Below are 18780 nucleotides of genomic sequence, written 5' to 3' on the forward strand. Positions count from 1 at the left end.
GGGCGCGCTCAAGGTCTGAGCGCCTGTCCCGGCAGGGCCATGGGGCGCCCGCGGGGCGCGGCGGTCACCTCGGGAAGTGGCGCTCGATCATCGAGAAGAACGCCGCCCCGCCCGGCTCGCCGCCGATGCTCCAGTACGTCACCCCGCCGAGCCCACCCTGCTCGGCGACGACGACCTTCTCCTCGAGCGACGCGAGATCCTCGAAGAAGAGGCGCTCGCCGCTCGCGAGGAGCCGGTTCGGCGACCTCCCCGCGGCCAGCCGCCCGCCCTCGTCGTCCGGGCACCGGCTCATGTGGTCGGTGCTCGTCTCGTAGCCGTCGCCCGCGAGCTCCAGGCACTTGCTGAGCGGCTCGCACCCCACCACGGCGCCCCCGCTCCCCGGCGCCTCCGGCCCGAGGAGACCGTAGTTCGGCAGCCCGAAGATGAACTTCTCGCGGCGCGCCCCGCCGTCGAGCGACCCGATGTACGAGACGGTCTCCTCGAGCCACCCGAGCGGCGCGACCGGGCCCACGTGCGGTCCGCCGTGCCAGTGGTAGTCGTAGCTCATCACGTGCACGTGATCCGCCGAGGCGCTCAGCGCCTCGTAATCGAATACGCCCTTCGCGGACCCGACCGCCGGCACCGCGAGCGAGAGCTCCTTTCCTTGCGCGTGGAGGGCGCGCGCGAGCTCGTCGATGAACACCGAGAACGCGGCCCGCTCGGCCCGGACGGTCTCGCCCGGCCCGAGGACGGACGAGAGGTGCTCGTAATCGATGTCGATCCCGTCGTAGCGGTTCTCCATCACGAGCGCGACGACGCCCGCCACGTGCCGCGCCCGGAGCGCGGGATCGTGGAGCATGGCGTGCACGGCGGCGACGTCGGGCCGGTCGATGGCGGCGATGAGGGGGATGAGCCGGGTCGGCGCGCCGCCGGCCGTCGTGCCGTCGAGGACGCGCCGGTCGTGAAAGCCGGCGAACGGCGCCTCCCGGCCGCGCGGGTGGTTCTCGAAGCTGGTCGGCGAGGCGACGCGCCACCACTTCGGGTGCACGGCGTCGAACGCCCCGGCGTGGGCCGCGAAGGTGTCGTATCCGAGCTCCGTCGACTCGGGATCTCCGAGGAACTCGTGCAGCCACCCGCAGAAGCGGTGATCGCCCGGCGCGCGCGCCGCCTGGCCCGCGCGCTGCGCACGGGGCGCGGCCGACGCCGAGAGCTCGGCGCTCCCCACCTCGTCGAGCGACGGCGCGCGCTCGGCCGCGCCACCGCAAGAGACGGAGAACGCGGCGGAGCAGGCGAGCATCAGAGTCTGGTGAAACAGCTTCATATCGGCCGCGCTCTAGCAGCCCGCCGCCGCATCGACAGCCCGGTTCTCACGCTTCCGCGGGCCGCCTCACGCCGAGCCCGCGATGCGCCGTTTGACGCCTACTCCATCCCCGCGCCCTTAAGGAATCCCCTTATTTTGCAGCCATTTTCAGCGAAAAATTGAACAGGGAGGCGGGGAGACGGGGAGTATTTTGAAGATTTCCCTCCCCGCCTCCCCGTCTCCCTGTGAATTTTCCGAAGAATTTGAGGGGATGCCTCAAGCCCTCGCCCCACACGCCGCGCCCTCGCGCCTCCCTCCGCCGGCGGCAGGGCCGGCGACGCTCACGCACGCGCCCGCCGCTCCCTCGGCCAGGGCGGGTGTACTACGCTCGCTCCCGGCATGACCCAAGGCGTCCGCCCCCTGCACGAGCTCCGCGACGAGGCCCGCTCCGCGCTGGCCAGGAGCGATCTCACGCGCGCGCGCGACGCGCTCTTCAGCGCCCTCCAGCACACCATCGCCCGCGAGGAGGAGTACGTCGCCATGACGGACGAGCTCCGCGACGTGCTGGTCCGGCTGGGCGACGCGCGGAGCGCGCTCACCGTCTCCTGGTACGGCGGCAACGAGCAGAGCCAGCGCCCGCTCATCGCCAAGGTCCCGCCCATCGACCGCGCGCGCACCGTGCTCGCCTGGGCCGAGCGCGAGCAGGACCCGGAGCGGCAGAAGCGGCTCTACGGCCGCGCCGCCGACGAGTACGAGGCCGCCGGCCTCGTCGCGCAGGCCGCCATCGCCCGCGAGCGCGGCCAGGACTTCGCCCGCGCCCGCGCCCTCTGGTCGCGCCTCGCCCAGCTGCTCTCCTCGTCGGGCAGCGACCTCTACGCCGCCGGCCTCGCCCGCTTCAACCTCGCCCGCACCTCGCTCCGCACGGGCGACGCCGCGGCGGCGCGCGAGGCCGTCTTCGCCTCCGTCCACCTGCTCGAGGAGGCCGCCGACAGGTACGAGACCATCGGCCAGCGCGAGCGCGCCTTCGACTGCTACCAGGTCCTCATCGCCGTCGGGCGCGAGAGCCGCGCCTTCGAGCACGTGCTCGAGGGCTACGTGAACGTCATCCGCATCCTGCGCGAGGACCACCTGCGCTACTACGCGCTCCAGTCCTACGAGGAGGCCGTCGCCGCGGCCGAGAAGCAGGGCGAGATCTCCGCCGCCGCGACGCTCGCCCGCGAGATGGCCGCGTACGCCCGGAAAGAGGGGCTCACCGCCGTCGCCAACTTCGCCGTGCTCGCGCAGGCCCGCCTCTGGCAAGAGGTGTCCGCCGTCTCGCAGAAGCGCGCCGCCCCCCCCGAGATCGCCGAGAACGCGCTGCTCGCCGCCGTGATCGCGCTCGGCGAGGCGGGGCAGTACAGCAAGGTGGGCGGCGTCTACCGCGCCCTCACGCAGCTGCCGCTCGAGGAGACCCGGAAGAAGCACTACGCCCGCGCCGGCCGCCGCTACGTGAACGCGCAGGACCTGCCGATCGACGCCTCGCCGCTGCCCGCGCACCTCCGCCACGAGCTCGGCTTCCCGGACGTCTGGCACATCGACCTCGTCGAGTGGGAGCAGACCGGCAGCGCCGCCCAGGCGTGCGGCGACATCGTGCTCGACCCGGCGCAGTGGTCCGAGGTCACCCGCCGCCGCGCCATGCTCGCCCGGCTGACCGCGCTCGCCGTCGAGGGCGCGACGCCCGAGGCCGCCCCCGCGCAGCAGCTCATCAGCCTCGCGGAGCAGCTCGCGACGGTCGAGCTCTACACGATCCTCTCGCCGCTCGAGCGCCTGTTCCGCCGCGCCGAGCCGAAGATCCGGGTGGCCGTCGTCCGCGCGCTCTCCCACTTCCTCTACAAGCGCACGTTCATCACGATCCGCGACGCGCTCGTGGATCCCGATCCCACCGTGGTCCACGAGGCCGCCCGCGCGCTGGAAGAGCTGCGCTTCGCCCACGCCTTCGATCCGCTCGCCCGCATCTACCGCGAGTCGCAGGCCGCCGCCGTGCGCGCCAGCGCCGTGCGGGCGATCGCGAAGATCGACACCCTCGAGGCCGGCGAGATGCTCCTCGGCATCCTCCAGCACGAGGGCGCCGAGGAGCGCGCCGTGGCCGTCGAGGCGCTCAAGCGCGTGCGCGGCATGAAGTTCGTGGAGCTCGCCCGCGGCTCGCTCGCCGAGCTGACAGGCTCCGCGCAGGCGGTGGTGCGAGAGATCCTCCAGAGTCGTGGCCTCAGCCCCTGAGCGCGCCTGCACGACCACGCGCCAGCACGACCGCGCGCCCGCCGGCAGCGCCCGGGCTCCACAACGAACCACAACGGAGCCGCGCGGGGGTGATCCGCTGTCCGGGCAGCGAGCGCAGACTGCGCCTGGCTCCTCCCCTCTCTCACGCACCGGAGACCGCGCCTCGGACGAGCCTCAGGCGAGTCAGACGAGCAACCCCGCGATTGTGCGCTGCGGCAAGGGGATTCCCCTAACGAGTTTGGTTCTCGCAGCGCTTCTGGAGGGTGCACGTCGACATCCAGTCGGGATACCCTGCACGCGCCAATCCAACTCATCCCGAGAGCGTCTCGGAGCGCGATGGCGTAAGCATGGAAGCGGACGGAGCGCTTGGGGGAGCGCTGGGAAACCGCCGTCCGGGCTCCCGATGGTGCGCTGCTCGACACAGGTCGACTTCTCAGCGCGCCACCGGCGGCTCTTGTCTCGTGTGGGCAGCAGCTGGGCGCCGTACCGCGGCGCCCAGCTGCCCGCCGCCAGCGCGCGCCGATGCCGATCCAACGGCGGCCGGAGCTCGGCCGCGCCCTGGCGCAGGGCGGCCGCGCAGGGCGGCCGGAGCTCAACCCGCGCCCGGGCGCTCAGCTGCGGAGGATCGACTCGAGCGCGGGCACGATGCGGGCGTAGCGGAACTTGTATCCGAGCTCTTCCGCCCGCCTGGGATAGACGCGCTGCCCGGTGGTGATGATCTCCGCCGCGTCGCCCATCCCCAGCTTCACCACGGCCTCGGGCACGCGGAGCCACGACGGCCGGTGGAGCACCGCGCCGATCGCCTGCGCGACCTCGTCGCCGGTCTGCGCGTACGGCGCGGTCATGTTGAAGGGGCCGCGCACCGCCTCGTTGTCCAGGGCGAGCAGGGTCATCCCCACGACGTCGTCGCGGTGGATCCACGAGATGACCTGCTTGCCGTCGCCGACGGGCCCGCCCAGGAAGAACCGGAAGGGGGCGATCATCTTGTCGAGCGCGCCGCCGCCCTCGCCGATCACGACGCCGATGCGCAGCTGCACCGAGCGGACGCCGTGCTGCTCCTCGACGGCGCGGGCCGCCTCTTCCCAGCGGACGACGACGTCGGCGAGGAAGCCCTCGCCGGGCGCCGCGTCCTCGTCGAGCACCTTCTCGCCCGGCTGCGGGCCGTAGTAGCCCACGGCGGACGCGCAGAGGAACGTGCTGGGCTTGCGCTTGGCCTTGCCGATCGCCTCGCCCATGAGGCGGGTCGTGTCGATGCGGCTCCTCACGATCTCGCGCCGCGCCTCCTCGGTCCACCGCTTGACGATGGTCTCGCCCGCGAGGTGGACGACCGCGTCCACGCCGTCGACCTCCTCGAACCACGCCCCCGGGGCGTCCGAGCTCCACGACACGACGCGCGCCCCGGGCAGCGCCGCCTGCGTCCGCCCCACGTCGCGCGTCAGCACCGTCACCCGATCACCCCGCGCAAGCAGATCCTTCACGAGACCGCGCCCGATAAACCCGCTGCCGCCAGTGACAAGAACCGTCTTCACGCGATCTATCTATCACGGCTCGGACGGAGGCGGGGCTTCCCTTCGAGCGCCGCCCGGGGAGCGCTCGGACGGCCGGCAGCTGTCCAGTCGTGACGCCGAGCGCTGGAGACGGTAAGACGCCGGACGTGATGGATGACCTAGAGACCTTCAAGAAGCTTCCTCTCGGCGGCCTCGATCGCCGCTCGCTCGTGGGCTCGCTGGCCGAGCACGGCGCGCGCGTGGCGACCGAGCAGCTCGCGGCGCACCGCGCCCGTATCAGCCCGGCGGGCGCGCGCATCGCCCCGGACACAGCGGTGCTGATCCTGGGCGGCTCGAACGGCATGACCCGGGCGCTCGCCCTGCAGCTGCTCTTCGGGGAGCGGGCCGCGGTCTTCGCCGTGCACTTCGACAGCGAGAAGATGCAGATCGGCCCGCACCACGTGAAGGCGATCTCGGACGCGGCGGAGGCCGAGGGGCTCACCGCGCGCTTCTGGAACAACGACGCCACGAGGCCGCAGGTGATCGACGAGGTCGTCGCCGCGCTGAAGGAGCGGTATCGGGCGGTGCACCTCGTGAACGGCATCGCGGCGGGCGCGATGAAGCGGTACGCGGAGCACGGGCCGACCAAGGTGAAGGACCTCGACGTCGCGTTCGATCCGGTGCTCCAGGTCCCTGATTTCTCGCGCGCGGAGAACATCCGCAAGCTCGGGCTCGTCGAGGTGGACGTCGCGAACGAGGCGGACATCGAGCGGACCAACAAGTTCATGGGCACGTCGTCGCTCTTGTGGGCCGAGCCGCTCGCCGCGGCGGGGCTCATCGCGAAGGGCGAGAGCGTTGTGTCCTTCTGCGACTACGACTACCCGAGCGACGATCCGGTCTACGCGATGGGCCCGCTCGCCGGCGCGAAGATCCTGCAGCGCAAGACGATGGCGGAGATCCAGGAGCGGTTCGGGGCGAAGACGGCGCGCATCTGCTATCCGGCCCTGGCCACGACGGCGCTCGGGGCGATCCCCGGCGGGCTGCTGATGTACGGGCTCAGCACGCAGATCTTGAAGGAGCGCGGGCAGTTCAAGGACGTCATCGATCTCGCGCGCGAGACGATGGAGATCTGGCGCCCGAGCTGGGATGGGAGCGATCTGCGGGTGGACGCGGCGTACCAGGCGTGTCTGCCGGAGTTCAACAAGCGCAAGGAGCAGATCGGTCCGAAGGACGTCCCCGGCGCGTTCCGGCAGCTGTTCGAGTGAGCCCTTGCGCGCGGGGCCTCGGCTCCGCGCGCAGCTTCACGGCCAGCCGTACCGGCCGCGCTGCTCGCGCGGCCGGCGGCCGGTCCCATGGAGCGGGGTGCAGATGAAGATACGCCCCGCTCTACCCTTCGGCCTGCGCGACCTCGGGCTCGAGCCGGGCGACCTGGCGCTTGTCGGACATCCGGATGATCCCCACCCAGGCAAGCACGCGGATGACCTGATACGCCGGGTCGATCTCGAACCACCGCACCGCGAAGTTCGGGCTCATCGAGTACTTGTGGTGGTTGTTCTGGAAGAGCTCGCCGAGCGTCACGATGTCGAGGACCAGCGTGTTGCGGGAATCGTCGTCGCTGTTGAAGTTGCGGTAGCCGTAGCGGTGGCCGCACCAGTTGACGATCGCCCCGTGCAGCGGGCCCATGGTCCAGTGGAGCGGGAGGAACAGGAACTGCCACCAGTGCGAGGCGAAGGCCACGTAGAAGAGCACGTAGCCGGTGCCCCACGCGAGCCGGCCGATCCACGCGTTGCCGATGCGATCGAGCGTGGGCCACTGGGGGTAGCCGCCGAGGAAGCGCGGCTCCACGTCGGCCGTGCCGTCGTAGATCGCGTCGTAGCGGTGCGCGGTGTCCAGCATCATCCGGACAACATTCGAGTAGTACCGCGGCGAGTGCGGATCCTTCGGCGTGTCGCTGTACGCGTGGTGCATGCGATGCAAGATCGCGTAAACCCAGGGCACGAGGTACGACGAGCCCTGCGTGAGGTACGTGAGGAAGTGGAAAATCCGCTCCCATGGCTTCGACATCGTGAACATCCGATGCGAGGCGTACCGGTGCAGGAAGAAGGTCTGGAAAAAGACCGAGAGCGTAGAGTGGGCGATGAGGACGATCGCGATCTCCATGTTCGCGTCTTAACCCGGTGACGCGCGGCAGGGGGTCAGCTCACGGTCACGATTCCGTAACGGGCCCCGGGTCCGCGCGGCCTCGGGTCACCTCTATGTCCGCGGGATTCCGTGGGAATCCCCGTGATTGTCCGTGATAAACCGAGTCCGTTCATGGTAACAGCGGTGTCGTGAAGGCCGTGATCATCGGTGCGGGCCGGGGCAGCCGGCTGCGTCACCTGACCGAAGAGCTGCCGAAGACGCTGGTCCCGATCCTTGGCCGCCCGATGCTCGACGGCATCCTCGAGGCGCTCGCCGCGGGCGGCTTCCGGCGGTCGGATATCGTGTTCGTCTGCGGCTACAAGGCCGACGTCATCCGGGCCGCCTACCCGGATCTGACGTACGTCGAGAACCGCGACTGGGAGCAGAACAACATCCTTCTCTCGCTCCTCTGCGCGCGCGAGCACCTCGAGGGCGGCTTCGTCTCGACGTACGCCGACATCGTCTACCGGCCCGAGATCGTGGCGGGGCTGGTCCGCTCTCCGCTCGACATCGCGCTCGCCTGCGACACGGACTGGCGGCGCCGCTACGTGGGCCGCTCGCAGCACCCCGAGACCGACGCCGAGAAGCTCCGCGCCGGCGGCGCCGAGGGGGATCGCGTCCTCCAGATCTCGCGCCGCATCCCTCCGGAGTCCGCGACCGGCGAGTTCATCGGGGTGATGAAGCTCTCGGCGCGGGGCGCCGGGCAGTTCCTGGCCGCCTTCGACGCCGCGCGCGACGCCTTCTCGAATCGGCCGGAGTTCCGCGAGGGCCGCACGTTCCAGCGGGCCTACCTCATCGATCTGCTAGAGCACATGATCGAGTCCGGCGCCGACCTCCGCAAGCTCGACACCCACGGCGGCTACATGGAGATCGACACCCTGGAAGACGCGTCGATGGCCGACGCGTGGTGGCGCGGCGCGCCCTGAGGGCTCTGATCGGTTCTAGAGCGCGTCGGCGAAGGTCGCCCCCTGGGCGAGGAGGCCGGGGAGGCCGCCGGTGTGCAGGAACAGCACCCGCTTGCCCGAGAGCTCGCCTCGCTCGGCCAGGTCCCAGAGCCCGGAGAACGCCTTGCCCGTGTACACGGGGTCGAGGACGAGGCCCGACAGCCGCGCCACCTGGAGGATCCGCGCTCGCTGCTCCGGCGTGGACACCCCGTAGGCAGGGCCCTTCGCCGAGTCGTCGATGACGAGGTGGGCGGGCGAGCCGAGGCGCGGCTCGAGCGCGCGCGCGTCGTCCATGATCCCGACAACGATCCGCGCGAACGTCGCCCTGTCGTCACAGACCGCCATCGAGCGCACCTCGCCGGCGACCTCGTAGCGGGCCGCGCCGAGCGCGGTGCCCGCCGCCGTCCCGCCCGAGCCGCACGCGTGCACGATGACGTCGAACGGCTTGCCCCCCGCGAGGCCGAGGTCGAGCTGCTTCCGGATCTCCTCCATCGCGCGCACGTAGCCGAGCGCGCCGAGGCCGTTCGAGCCGCCCTCGGGGATCACGTACGGCCGGCCGCCCGCCGCGCGGATCTCGGCGGCCGCCTCGGCCATCAGGGCGCCGCGGTCCCTGTACGCCTCGGGCGAGATCAGCCGGATCTCTGCGCCGGCGAGCCGGTCGAGCAGCACGTTGCCCTCGAGCGGCGCGTGGGCCGACGGGTCGCTCGTGCGCAGGAACAGCACCGAGCGCAGGCCGAGCGAGGCGCTCACCAGCGCGGTCGCGCGCGCGTGGTTCGACTGGAGGCCGCCGCAGGTGATCACGCAGCCTGCGCCCTCCTCCCGCGCGGCGGCGAGCAGGTACTCGAGCTTGCGGATCTTGTTGCCGGCCTCCGCGCCCGCGGTCATGTCGTCGCGCTTCACGTAGAGGTCGACGCCGAGCGCCTCGGCGAGCCGCTGCGGGCGCTGGATCGGTGTCGGAAGGTGGCTCAGCGCGAGTCGTTTGCGCATCGTTTCTCTCCGCTGTCTGCCAGGGGCGCCCGCTGCTGCGCGCGGGCGGCCCTCGCAACCGCCCTCTAGCATCCTGGGCGGCCCTCGTCTGCTGTGTCGCGCGCGAGCTCGACCGAGGGCCAGGCGAGCCCTGGCCGGCTCAGTGGATCACGCCCAGCTTGAGCGTGAGCAGGTACTGATCGGGGAGCTCGGCGCCCGCGGCGTCGTCGAAGGCGCCGCCCGGGAACAGGACCCCGGCCTCGGTGCCGAACTGGAGGGTGACGAGCCTGCCCATCGCGATGCGCGCGTCGACGCCGAGGTCCAGCTCGACGCCGAGATCGCGGCGGCGGCTGTCGCCGCCGTCGTAGTTGGCCAGGCTGCCGCCCGCCCGCGGGGCGCCGTAGGGATCGACCAGATCCGAGGTCGCCTCGGCGATGACCGCGCCCGCCTTGAGGTCGAGCCAGCGCGCCGGCCGCACGATGATGCGCGGGTTCACGTAGGCGGCGCCGGGCACGCCTCCCTTGGACGGCAGCGACCTGATGCCTGGCTCGGGGGACGCGGCGAAGAGCTCCCGCTCGGCGATCGTGGCCGCGCGCGCTGTCTTCCAGGCGAGCACCTCGTCGAACAGGAGGAGCCCGACGTTGTGGCTCGGATCGAAGGTGAAGCGCCGCGACACGCCGTCCGTCGGGTCGTCGTCGCCCGAGGCGTAGCCGGCCTCGATCTCCGTGACGACGCGCCCCCACCGCGCGGCTGGCCGCGCCCCGCGGCCCGCGACGTGCACCGCGCCGAGCGTCGCCGCGCCGCCGACCGAGCGCACCGTCACGGGCGAGCGCCCGAACGCGTGGCCGGAGGGCGGCGGGGGCCCGCTCGGGGCGAACGACGCCGCCCCGAGGATCACCGCGGCCTCGAGCTCGCCGTAGACGTGGGCGCGGCCCCCCGGCACCGGCGCGTTGAATCTGCCTGCCACGTCGAGGATGCCGGACGTGAGCACCTCGCTGAACCGGGCCGGGCTCGTCTTCGCGCGGCGCTCGCGCGCCTGCCGCCGCATGGCGCCGTAGATCCCGATCTCGCCGCGCCGCTCTCGCCAGAGCGCGGACACGACCGCCTGGAAGGCGCGATCACCCTCGCCTTCGTCCTGCCCTTCGACGTCGTTGCCGAGCAGGTCGGCCGCGTTGTCCTCGAACACGAGGTCGCCCGCCACGGTCACGTGGAGCGGCCCGCCCTTCCCCATCGGCGTGGCCGCGAAGAGGACGCGTTCCATGAGCGATCCGCGCTCGTAGTCGCCGAAGACGCTCGCGTGCTCGCCGTCGTTGACGACGAGCCCCATCCCCCAGTGCGCGCTCTGCTGGCCCACCCGGACGACGCCGAGCGCCCACGGCACCTCCAGGTAGAGGGCGCGCGGGTGCACCTCGTACCACGCCAGGGCGGCCCGCGCGTCGCGCACCTGCTCGACGTCACGCGTGGTGTCCCCGGCGATGAGGCCCCGGACGACGTCGATCTGCGCCACGATCGAGGCCTTGTCCTTGAAGTGGAAGCGCGGCGAGAGGCGCAGCCAGTGGGCGATGTACTGGCTCTGCCCGAGCGTCGTCGCGCCCGGAGCCGACAGGGGCGGCGCCCGGAGCGGCAGATCGCTCATGGCGCGGTAGCGGAGCTGGTACTCGCCCTGAAAAGAGAACGTCGATCGGGCGGGATCCGGCGGGGGCGGCGGCTTGCGGCCGGTGTCGAGCACGAGCCGCTCCTCGAAGTCGTCGCCGGCCGGCGCGGCCGGCGCGGCCGGCGCGGCCGGCTGAGCCGCGCTCGGAGAGCCTCGCCCAGCGCTCGCTTCCTCGACGGGCTGAGCCGCGCTCGGAGAGCCTCGCCCGGCGCTCGCTTCCTCGACGGGCTGAGCCGCGCTCGGCGAGGCGAGCGCGACAGCAAACGCAAGGGGGGCGAGGGTGACGAAGGCGAAGCGCATCGGAAGCAAGCAGCCGCTCACCAGCGCCCGGCCGGGAACGCGCGCCTGAAGGATAGGCGGATCGATCCCCGCGGGGCACTGGATTCTTCCGCCAACGGCGCGCAGCTGGCTTTTCGCGGGGCATCCGCCGCTCTAGCGTGCGCCTTCGTGACCCTTTCCACGCCGAGCGCCGCCGCTGGTTCTCCTTCTTCGCCGCCTCCGCCGCCTTCGTCGCCTCCGTCGGATCCGTCGCGTCCGTTGCTCCTCGGCCGCCCGCTCTCGCTCGCGGATCTCGAGGAGGTCGCGCGGCGCGGTCGTCCGGCGGCGATCTGCGCCGAGGCGCGCGAGCGGGCGGCGGCCTCGCGCCGCGCGATCGACGCGATCGCGGCGGCGGGCGACGCTGCGCCGGCGGTGTACGGGATCAACACCGGCTTCGGCGCGCTCGCGGAGACGCGCATCGCGGATCACGACATCCGGGCGCTCCAGCGCAACCTCGTGCGGAGCCACGCCTGCGGGGTCGGGCCGGAGCTCGGCGAAGCCGAGGTGCGCGCCATGATCGTCCTGCGCGCGCAGGTGATCGCGCTGGGGCACTCGGGGGTGCGCACGGAGGTGCTCGATCTGCTCGCCGCCCTGCTCGAGCGCCGCGTGAGCCCGCGCATCCCTGCGCAGGGGTCGGTCGGCGCGTCGGGCGATCTGGCCCCGCTCGCGCACCTCGCGCTGGTGCTCATCGGCGAGGGAGAGGCGCGCTTCGAGGGGCAGCTCATGCCGAGCGCGGTGGCGCTCGCGAAGGCCGGCCTCGCGCCGATCGAGCTCGCGGCGAAGGAGGGGCTCGCGCTGATCAACGGGACCCAGTACATGACCGCGCTCGGCGCGCTGGCGCTGCGGGACGCGGCCGCGCTCTGCACGGTCGCGGACATCGCCGGCGCGGTGAGCCTGGAAGCGCTGATGGGCTCGAAGCGCCCGTTCGACGAGCGGCTGATGCGCGTCCGCCCGCACCCGGGCCAGGCCTGCACGGCCGGCAACCTGCGGGCGCTCCTCGGGGGCAGCGAGATCATGCAGAGCCACGCGGACTGCCCCAGGGTGCAGGACGCCTACTCGCTCCGCTGCATGCCCCAGGTCCACGGCGCGACGCGCGACGCTGTCGCCTGGGCCGCCGAGGTGCTGACCCGCGAGGTCAACAGCGTCACGGACAACCCCACGGTGTTCCTCGGGGATGGGCCGGATGGCGGCGCCGAGCTGATCTCGGGCGGCAACTTCCACGGGCAGCCGGTCGCGCTCGCCCTGGATCTCGCCGCGATGGCGGCGGCGGAGCTCGCGAACATCAGCGAGCGGCGGGTCGAGCAGCTGGTCAACCCCGCGCTCTCGACCGGGCTCACGCCGTTCCTGGCGCCGCACAGCGGGCTGCACTCGGGGTTCATGATCGCCCAGGTGGCGAGCGCCTCGCTGGTGAGCGAGAACAAGGTGCTCTGCCACCCGGCGAGCGTCGACTCGATCCCCTCGAGCGCCGGCCGCGAGGACCACGTGAGCATGGGCAGCATCAGCGCCCGAAAGCTCGCGCAGGTGATCGAGAACGTCCGGAGCTCGCTGGCGATCGAGCTCATCACGGCGGCCCAGGGCGTGGACCAGCGGCTCCCGCTCCGCCCCAGCGCGGGCGTCGCGGCCGCCCACGCCGCCATCCGCCGCGTGGTGCCCGGGCTCACCGAGGACCGCCCCCTCTACCGCGACATCGCGGCGGCCGCGGAGCTCATCCAGAGCGGGGCGCTCATCGCCGCGGTGGAGGAAGCGGTGGGGCCTCTCAACTGATTATTTCTGTTACGAAAGTTACATCTGAGACGATTTAGAGGAAATCTTACGCGAGATAAGGGAATGCGATCGGTCCATTGCGGGGCGAGTTGCTGTACATTGGCTCAGTGCCCATTCCGGTCAGCGCCCCGCCGTTTCCCTTCGATGCCGTGCGGGATCTGCTCGGGGTGGTGCGGACGATCTACGCGGCGGCGAAGGAGGGGGGGTCGTCGCGGGAGGAGCTCGCTCGCATCGCGCAGGTGGGCAAGGAGCTGAGCCGGGCGCTGGATCTGGCCGGATCGCCCCAGCAGGGGGCGTCGGGGCTGTCGGCGGCGTGGAAGGTGGCGGACAGGGCGATGCTCCAGGTGAACGACCTGGTGGATCCGCTCACACCGGCGGCGCCGCTGCTGATGGCGGCCCGGAGCCGGGTGACCGGGAGCCGGCTGACCCTGCGGAGCAAGCCGCAGGGGCGGTAGACGGCTGGGGGACTGATGGGAGGCCGCTGGGGGCGGAAGGCCGCGGGGGGACTGACGGGAGGCCGCGGGGGTTGGGGGGACCGGGTAGGCCGCTGGGGGCGGCTTTCCTGGATGAATCAGCTCCTGGAGCGCGATTCTCCGATCGATGCGGAGAACTGCCGTCTTGCCAGGATCGGGAGAGGAAGTAGGGACAGTGTCGGCCAGCGCCCTTCGGTGGCCTACTGTAGGGCTGGAATCGTCAGCTGCGACCGAAGAACCTGCGGCCACGCGATCGCTCGGCGTCGCGCCGGATGCCCTGCATCACCACGCGGATGAGCTCACGGTTGTAGGCGCGCCTGTCGTGGCGCTTGTGCTCGGGCAGCTTGACGCCCAGAGCGTGTGCGAGACGTTCTACGTTCTCTACCTTCGCCTCGCGCAGACAGTCGATGTCCAGATCCATGGAGTGGCGCTCCCATTACTCGAATCCACTCGGCTTGTCGAGCCCAGAGGACACGAGCGTGGCTGCGCGCCGTTTCCCATCGGGTTCCCGCCGGACCATGGCAGGCTCCCATCAGACCGTGACGGGCATGCGGCGTCCCGGGTACGTCGGCGCCACGAGGCGCGATGCGCGCCCTGCGCGACCTGGTCCCGTTCAAGGCGGCGAGCAGCTCAGGTGAGCCGCTGGGTGCGAGGTCGAGGTCGACCCCGCCGCTTCCCGCGCGGTTCCCCACACCACGAAGCGCGCTGCGCAACCTCGGGCAACCTCGGAGAGTGTGAGGTGCCGGGGAGCCGGGGTGCTGTGGGCAGGGTGAGGATCAATCGAGCTGGCGGCTCCTGGGCGATGGGGGTGCCGCGGCTCCAGAGCGCGTCACCGTCCGCCTGCTCGGTGCGCCGCACTTACGAGGTAGCCCCGCCCGGACTCGAACCGGGACGCCCGCGAGGGCCGCGGATTTTAAATCCACCGCGTCTGCCATTTCGCCACGGGGCCAAGATGTTGATATTACTTTGATTTTTACCTTTGGGGACCCGCGTCCTCCCTCTTCCGTGCCGTTTCCCGCGAGCGCGGGGATCGGCTGGGCGAGGGAAGCTAGCTCGCCGAGGCCCGGCTCTGCAAACGTCCTGGTAGCTCGGCGGTATCTCTTGCTCATCACGCTCGATCGATGGCCGGTTCTGTCGGCCACCCAGGTCGCGCTGCGGCCGTTCGCCAAGGGCGACTGTGATGAACGTTGAGCGCGTGTCGTGGGCGCGCACCTGCTGGCGCTCGTCCGTGTCCTCGAAGAGCTCCGGACAGTCGATACCGGCGAGTTGAAGGTGAGAGCGAAGTCGCCCGGCGGCGTTCTCGACGCTGAAGCGTTCGCCGTCCTCATTCACGAATAGCGGCGCGGAGGGCGCCCGGTTGCCGCGGAGCGCGAGCCAGGCGCGCAGCGCTTGTGTCGTGCCGTGCGAGAGTGCCCATGCGCGGGGGTCGTTCTTCTTGTTCTTCTCGAGGCGCAGCGCGCCGCGATCGAGATCGGCGTCCTGCACCTGCAGGCGCGCCGCCTCACTGATGCGTGGGCCCTCGCGGTTCAGGAAGCCCCAGAAGACACGCCAGCACAGCGGGATCGCGATGCTGGCCAGCAGGCGCGCGTCCTCGTTGAGGTAGAGGCAGGCCTTCGCCTTCGCGAGGCCGAGCTTCGGGAGGAAGCCACGGGGGAGCGGGTTGGTCCCGAGGAGACGGCACCAGAAGACAGCCATCGCGATGAGCCGGCGCAAGAGCTGCGCGATGTGGCGGCGCGACGCGGGGGACATCAGCGGGAGCGCACGCGTGACGCGCTCGGTGTCGTCGAGCGTGAAGGCCGCGACGGGGACGTGGCCGGCGACCGGTTAGATGTGATGGTCGAAGCGGTAGAAGTCCTGCTCCACACTGCGCTTTGGCTTGACATGGTCGGGGGACATGCGAGCTCGCCCGAGGTCTAGAGCTAGCCGAACGGTCGCGTTCGGTGACCTGCATGCTGTCTTGACGCCTCTGCGCTGCGTAGAGATCCGCGCCGGAGGTGTGATGGACGAAAGCAGACGCATCTGGCGCGACCAGGTGGCGCGCTGGTACAAGAGTGGGCAATCCGCCCCCGTGTTCGTGGAGCGGGAGGGGGTCAACGCAGGCACGATCTACTCCTGGAGCCGCCGGCTGGGGATGAAGCGAAGCGAGTACCGGCAGCGCTCGGAGAAGGCGACGCTGCCGGCATTGCTGCCTGTGGTGGTCGCCCCGTCGAGCGCTACAGCGTGCTCGCCGGGCACGGCGCTGGAGATCGTGTTTCCGGACGGGGCGGTCGTGCGCGTGCCACCGACGTTCGATGAGGATACGCTGGCGCGCGTCGTTCGCGCACTCGGAGTGCGAGCGATGATCCCGGGCCGCGTCTCGATCTACGTCGCCACCGAGCCGCTCGACTTGCGCCGCCCGCCTCGGGATCTCTCCGCCGCCTGCCTCCGCGGCGCGCTTTTTACTGCGCGGTGGCGACGGATGGAGTCGCCCGCAACGAGGAGTTGATAGACGCGCTTGCGACGATTCGCGTGCTCCTTGAGCCGCCGATGATTCCATCGGGCATCGCTGCTCCTTCAGCAGGGGAACGGGAGGCATTGCCACAAGGCTGTTCCCGTCTCCGGATTCAGCGCGCACGTGCAGCGCACGGACGTGCAGCCGGGCGCCTTGGGGCACTCGAGGCCGACGTGGTCCGGACACGCCGTGCCGTCCAGCATGAGCAGCTCCTCGCTATCCGCGGGGCACACGAGGGGCTGACACGCGGCCGGCGTCGTGCAGGACCACGCGCCGCCCTGGCAATGACAGACCGGCCCGCAGTCCGAGTACCCGCCGCAGGTCATCCCCTCCGTGTCGCAGCACGCGCCGTCCGGCGGCGGGACCGTCGGCCCGCGGAGCTCGATCGGCTGGAAGGTCACGGCGTCGAGGCAACCCACGGCGCTGCCACTGCACGAACATGTGGCCTTTGGCGCCTCGCACTGAACCGTCGTCGCGCATAGTTCGCCGGAATCGCTCCACGGCGTACACGCGCCGCCCGCGCTGCCGGAACCACCCGCCGCGCCCGCGCCGCTGGAGCTGGCCGTCATGCCCGCGCCCGCGCCGCCCACCGCGCCCGCGCCGCCGGAACCGCCTGCCGCGCCCGCGCCGTCGGAGCCGCCCGCTGCGCCAGCGCCGCTTGTCGTTTCACCGCTGAGATTCGAGGATCCGCAGGCCGCTGAAACACCCAACGCAAGGAGGAGGAGCCAGGAGCGCATACCCCTACCGTAGCAAAGGGAGCGTTCCTCTCCGAATTCAGCGTGCGTTGCTACCCAGAAGACCCAGGTCGCCGAACCGCGCCCACCCCTCACCAGGTCGCCGGATCACCGCGTAGAGCGCCGCTTCGCCGCGCCGTCGGGCGCGAGGGCGCGGCGGAGGTGCTCGGTGAAGGCGCGCACCTTCGGCAGGACGTGGCGGGTCGGGAGCGATACGACCGAGATCGCGGCCGCATCGCACGCGGTGTCCGGGAGCACTTCGACGAGCTTCCGCGCCTTGCCCGCGCGCGCCAGCATGAAGTCGCAGAGCCACGCGAAGCCGGCGCCCTCGATCGCCAGCTCGATCAGCGCCTCGCCGTCGTCGACGACGATGCGCCGCGTGGGCGCGATCTCGCGCACCTTCACGCCGTCGCGGAGGCGCCACGGGATGAGCCGGCCGTGCAGCGCGTACCCGAGGCGCACGTGGCGCTCGAGGTCGTCGACCGTGCGAGGCCGGCCGTGCTTGCGCAGGTAGCCGGGCGCGCCGCAGACGAGCATCCGAGAGCGGCCGACCGGGCGTGCGATCAGGCCCGAGTCCGGCAGCGTGCCCAGCCGGACCGCGACGTCGATCCGCTCCGACGCGAGATCGGCCGGGTCGTCGCGCAGCACGAGCTCGACGTCGACGTCGGGGTAGCGCTCGGCGAAGCGCGCGAGCACCGGCACGATCACGTGGCGACCGATCACCGTCGGCGCCTCCACGCGGAGGAGTCCGGCCGGTCGATCGCGCAGACCCGAGGTGGCGCGCTGCGCGTCGTCGAGCTCGCGCAGCGCGGCGCGGGCGCGCTCGAAGAACGCGCGCCCTTCGTCGGAGAGCGTCACCGCGCGCGTGGTGCGGTGGAAGAGCCGCACGCCGACCTCGCCCTCGAGCTGCGTGATGCGGCGGCTGACAGCGGACGGCGTGACGCGCAGCCGGCGCGCGGCGAGCGTGAAGCTCCCGAGCTCCGCGGCCTCGACGAACGCTTCGATCGCTGCGAGTCGGTCCATGTCGCACCTCGATTGATGCGTATCATGCACGAAAGTTGTTCGCCTTCGGCGATGGTTTGCGCCGCGCGCACGAGCCACGGTGCCCTGCATGAGCACCGTGAACGTCGGCCCCACCTCTCCCAGCCCGCGCGCCCGGGCGGTCATCATCGGAGCGATCACGACGCTCGTCGCGACCGCAATCCACCACGTCTACGGCGGCGTTCGGTACGCGACGCCGTGGCGCCTCCACGGCGCCGCCGTCGCGCTCGCGCTCTGCGTCCCCATCGCGCTGGCGTATGCGGGGTACCGGCGGAGCCCGGGCACGCGCGCCGGCCGCATCTCCGGGGGCTCGCTCGCGGCGCTCGCCCTCGCGTTCCCGGTGACGTCGATCGGGCTCTTCGAGGGCGCATACAACCACCTCGCGAAGAACGTCCTTTTCTTCGCGGGCGCGCCTCGCGACCTGCTCCTCCGGATGTTCCCGCCGCCCACCTACGAGCTCCCCAGCGATGCCTTCTTCGAGATCACCGGCGTCGGGCAGATCGTCCCAGCGGCGATCACCGCGATCGCGGCCCTCAGCCTGATCGGCGGCCTGCGCCGCCGTGTCACGAGGCTCGCGCCCGGGGGCGTGCTCGGCGCGCGCGAGCTCGTCGGCGTCCACGGCGAGCGGATCCGCATCCCCGATCCCACGCGGATCGTGCACCTCCAGCTCCGTCGCTTCGCGGGCTGTCCGGTGTGCAACCTCCACCTCCGCTCGATCACCGTCCGTCACGACGAGATCGCAGCGGCCGGGATCCGCGAGGTGGTCGTGTTCCACTCGAGCGCCGACGAGCTCCGGCTCCACGCCGACGGGCTCCCCTTCGCTGTGGTGCCCGATCCAGAGAAGCGGCTCTACGCGGAGCTCGGCGCCGAACCGTCGCTCCTCTCGGTGTTCGATCCGCGCGTGTGGCCCACCATCGTCCGCTCGGTGGCGCGGAGCGCGATCGCGATCCTGCGCGGACGCGAGCGGCCGCCCGCGCTGATCCCGACCGGCGGTCGCTTCGGGCTCCCGGCCGACTTCCTCGTCACGCCCGACGGCCGCGTGCTCGCGAGCAAGTACGGCGAGCACGCGGGCGATCAGTGGTCGGTCGACGAGGTCCTCGCGCTGACGCGTGCGCCTGCGTCGTCGAGCGTGCGCGTGGCCGCCGAGGTGTGCGCGCGGTGATGGAGCACCTCCCGGTGGCTCCGGCGACGA

At 71.7% G+C, this 18780-nt stretch carries 16 protein-coding genes, 1 tRNA gene and 1 pseudogene; 8 read left to right on the forward strand and 10 right to left on the reverse strand.

Translation table 11 applies throughout. From position 1 onward, the window contains the following. Window positions 1-64 precede the first annotated feature (64 nt). The gene (locus WMF14_RS33385) at window positions 65-1300 is read right to left on the reverse strand and encodes a glycosyl hydrolase family 18 protein (protein ID WP_437792834.1); all 1236 of its coding nucleotides are present in this window, start codon (window positions 1298-1300) and stop codon (window positions 65-67) included. A 378-nt stretch (window positions 1301-1678) separates the two neighbouring features. On the opposite strand from WMF14_RS33385, the gene WMF14_RS33390 reads away from it, so the two are divergent. Then, window positions 1679-3535: a HEAT repeat domain-containing protein gene (locus tag WMF14_RS33390; protein ID WP_437792835.1), complete on the forward strand. Its 1857-nt coding sequence runs from the start codon at window positions 1679-1681 to the stop codon at window positions 3533-3535. Window positions 3536-4146: 611 nt separating this feature from the next. Here WMF14_RS33390 and WMF14_RS33395 read toward each other — a convergent pair. Then, window positions 4147-5064, reverse strand: a complete 918-nt coding sequence (locus WMF14_RS33395; RefSeq protein WP_272095030.1) for a TIGR01777 family oxidoreductase — start codon at window positions 5062-5064, stop codon at window positions 4147-4149. 128 nt (window positions 5065-5192) lie between these two features. Here WMF14_RS33395 and WMF14_RS33400 point away from each other — a divergent pair, with 128 nt between their 5' ends. Further along, window positions 5193-6287 (forward strand): hypothetical protein, encoded by a 1095-nt coding sequence (locus WMF14_RS33400; protein ID WP_437792837.1) that lies wholly within the window; start codon window positions 5193-5195, stop codon window positions 6285-6287. Window positions 6288-6408: 121 nt separating this feature from the next. On the opposite strand, the gene WMF14_RS33405 is transcribed toward WMF14_RS33400, so the two are convergent. Beyond that, on the reverse strand, window positions 6409-7182 hold the full coding sequence (locus WMF14_RS33405) for an acyl-CoA desaturase (protein WP_437792839.1): 774 nt from the start codon (window positions 7180-7182) through the stop codon (window positions 6409-6411). 170 nt (window positions 7183-7352) lie between these two features. Between WMF14_RS33405 and WMF14_RS33410 the strand changes: the two genes are divergently transcribed. Beyond that, window positions 7353-8129 (forward strand): NTP transferase domain-containing protein, encoded by a 777-nt coding sequence (locus WMF14_RS33410; RefSeq protein WP_437792840.1) that lies wholly within the window; start codon window positions 7353-7355, stop codon window positions 8127-8129. Window positions 8130-8144: 15 nt separating this feature from the next. On the opposite strand, the gene WMF14_RS33415 is transcribed toward WMF14_RS33410, so the two are convergent. After that, window positions 8145-9134, reverse strand: a complete 990-nt coding sequence (locus tag WMF14_RS33415) for a D-cysteine desulfhydrase family protein (protein WP_437792842.1) — start codon at window positions 9132-9134, stop codon at window positions 8145-8147. A gap of 139 nt (window positions 9135-9273) precedes the next feature. Then, window positions 9274-11067 (reverse strand): hypothetical protein, encoded by a 1794-nt coding sequence (locus tag WMF14_RS33420; RefSeq protein WP_437792844.1) that lies wholly within the window; start codon window positions 11065-11067, stop codon window positions 9274-9276. Between the two features lie 237 nt (window positions 11068-11304). Here WMF14_RS33420 and hutH point away from each other — a divergent pair, with 237 nt between their 5' ends. Both hutH and WMF14_RS33430 read left to right on the forward strand, forming a co-directional pair. Continuing rightward, window positions 11305-12849, forward strand: coding sequence for a histidine ammonia-lyase (gene hutH / locus WMF14_RS33425; protein WP_437324062.1), 1545 nt, complete (start codon window positions 11305-11307; stop codon window positions 12847-12849). Window positions 12850-12956: 107 nt separating this feature from the next. Next, the gene (locus WMF14_RS33430) at window positions 12957-13304 is read left to right on the forward strand and encodes a hypothetical protein (RefSeq protein ID WP_272095039.1); all 348 of its coding nucleotides are present in this window, start codon (window positions 12957-12959) and stop codon (window positions 13302-13304) included. Between the two features lie 238 nt (window positions 13305-13542). On the opposite strand, the gene WMF14_RS33435 is transcribed toward WMF14_RS33430, so the two are convergent. The 3 genes and pseudogenes from WMF14_RS33435 to WMF14_RS33445 form a co-directional block, all read right to left on the reverse strand. Next, window positions 13543-13743, reverse strand: coding sequence for a hypothetical protein (locus WMF14_RS33435; protein ID WP_272095040.1), 201 nt, complete (start codon window positions 13741-13743; stop codon window positions 13543-13545). A 445-nt stretch (window positions 13744-14188) separates the two neighbouring features. Continuing rightward, a tRNA-Leu gene (locus tag WMF14_RS33440) sits at window positions 14189-14271 on the reverse strand. Between the two features lie 287 nt (window positions 14272-14558). Next, window positions 14559-14831: pseudogene (locus WMF14_RS33445) on the reverse strand (tyrosine-type recombinase/integrase); the annotation flags it as partial. Between WMF14_RS33445 and WMF14_RS33450 the strand changes: the two are divergent. Continuing rightward, on the forward strand, window positions 14724-15239 hold the full coding sequence (locus WMF14_RS33450) for a hypothetical protein (RefSeq protein WP_437792846.1): 516 nt from the start codon (window positions 14724-14726) through the stop codon (window positions 15237-15239). The pseudogene WMF14_RS33445 and the gene WMF14_RS33450 sit on opposite strands and share 108 nt — an antisense overlap. A 40-nt stretch (window positions 15240-15279) precedes the next feature. Beyond that, window positions 15280-15807 (forward strand): IS66 family insertion sequence element accessory protein TnpA, encoded by a 528-nt coding sequence (tnpA, locus tag WMF14_RS33455; RefSeq protein ID WP_437792848.1) that lies wholly within the window; start codon window positions 15280-15282, stop codon window positions 15805-15807. A 68-nt stretch (window positions 15808-15875) separates the two neighbouring features. On the opposite strand, the gene WMF14_RS33460 is transcribed toward tnpA, so the two are convergent. Together WMF14_RS33460 and WMF14_RS33465 are read right to left on the reverse strand one after the other, a co-directional pair. Beyond that, window positions 15876-16232: a hypothetical protein gene (locus WMF14_RS33460; RefSeq protein WP_437792849.1), complete on the reverse strand. Its 357-nt coding sequence runs from the start codon at window positions 16230-16232 to the stop codon at window positions 15876-15878. Between the two features lie 423 nt (window positions 16233-16655). Further along, window positions 16656-17570 (reverse strand): LysR substrate-binding domain-containing protein, encoded by a 915-nt coding sequence (locus tag WMF14_RS33465; protein ID WP_437792851.1) that lies wholly within the window; start codon window positions 17568-17570, stop codon window positions 16656-16658. 88 nt (window positions 17571-17658) lie between these two features. Between WMF14_RS33465 and WMF14_RS33470 the strand changes: the two genes are divergently transcribed. Then, window positions 17659-18750, forward strand: a complete 1092-nt coding sequence (locus WMF14_RS33470; RefSeq protein ID WP_437792853.1) for a peroxiredoxin-like family protein — start codon at window positions 17659-17661, stop codon at window positions 18748-18750. The last annotated feature ends 30 nt before the right edge of the window (window positions 18751-18780 follow it).

Origin of the sequence: Sorangium sp. So ce693 (assembly GCF_051521375.1) — a bacterium.
Taxonomy (GTDB): domain Bacteria; phylum Myxococcota_A; class Polyangia; order Polyangiales; family Polyangiaceae; genus Sorangium; species Sorangium atrum.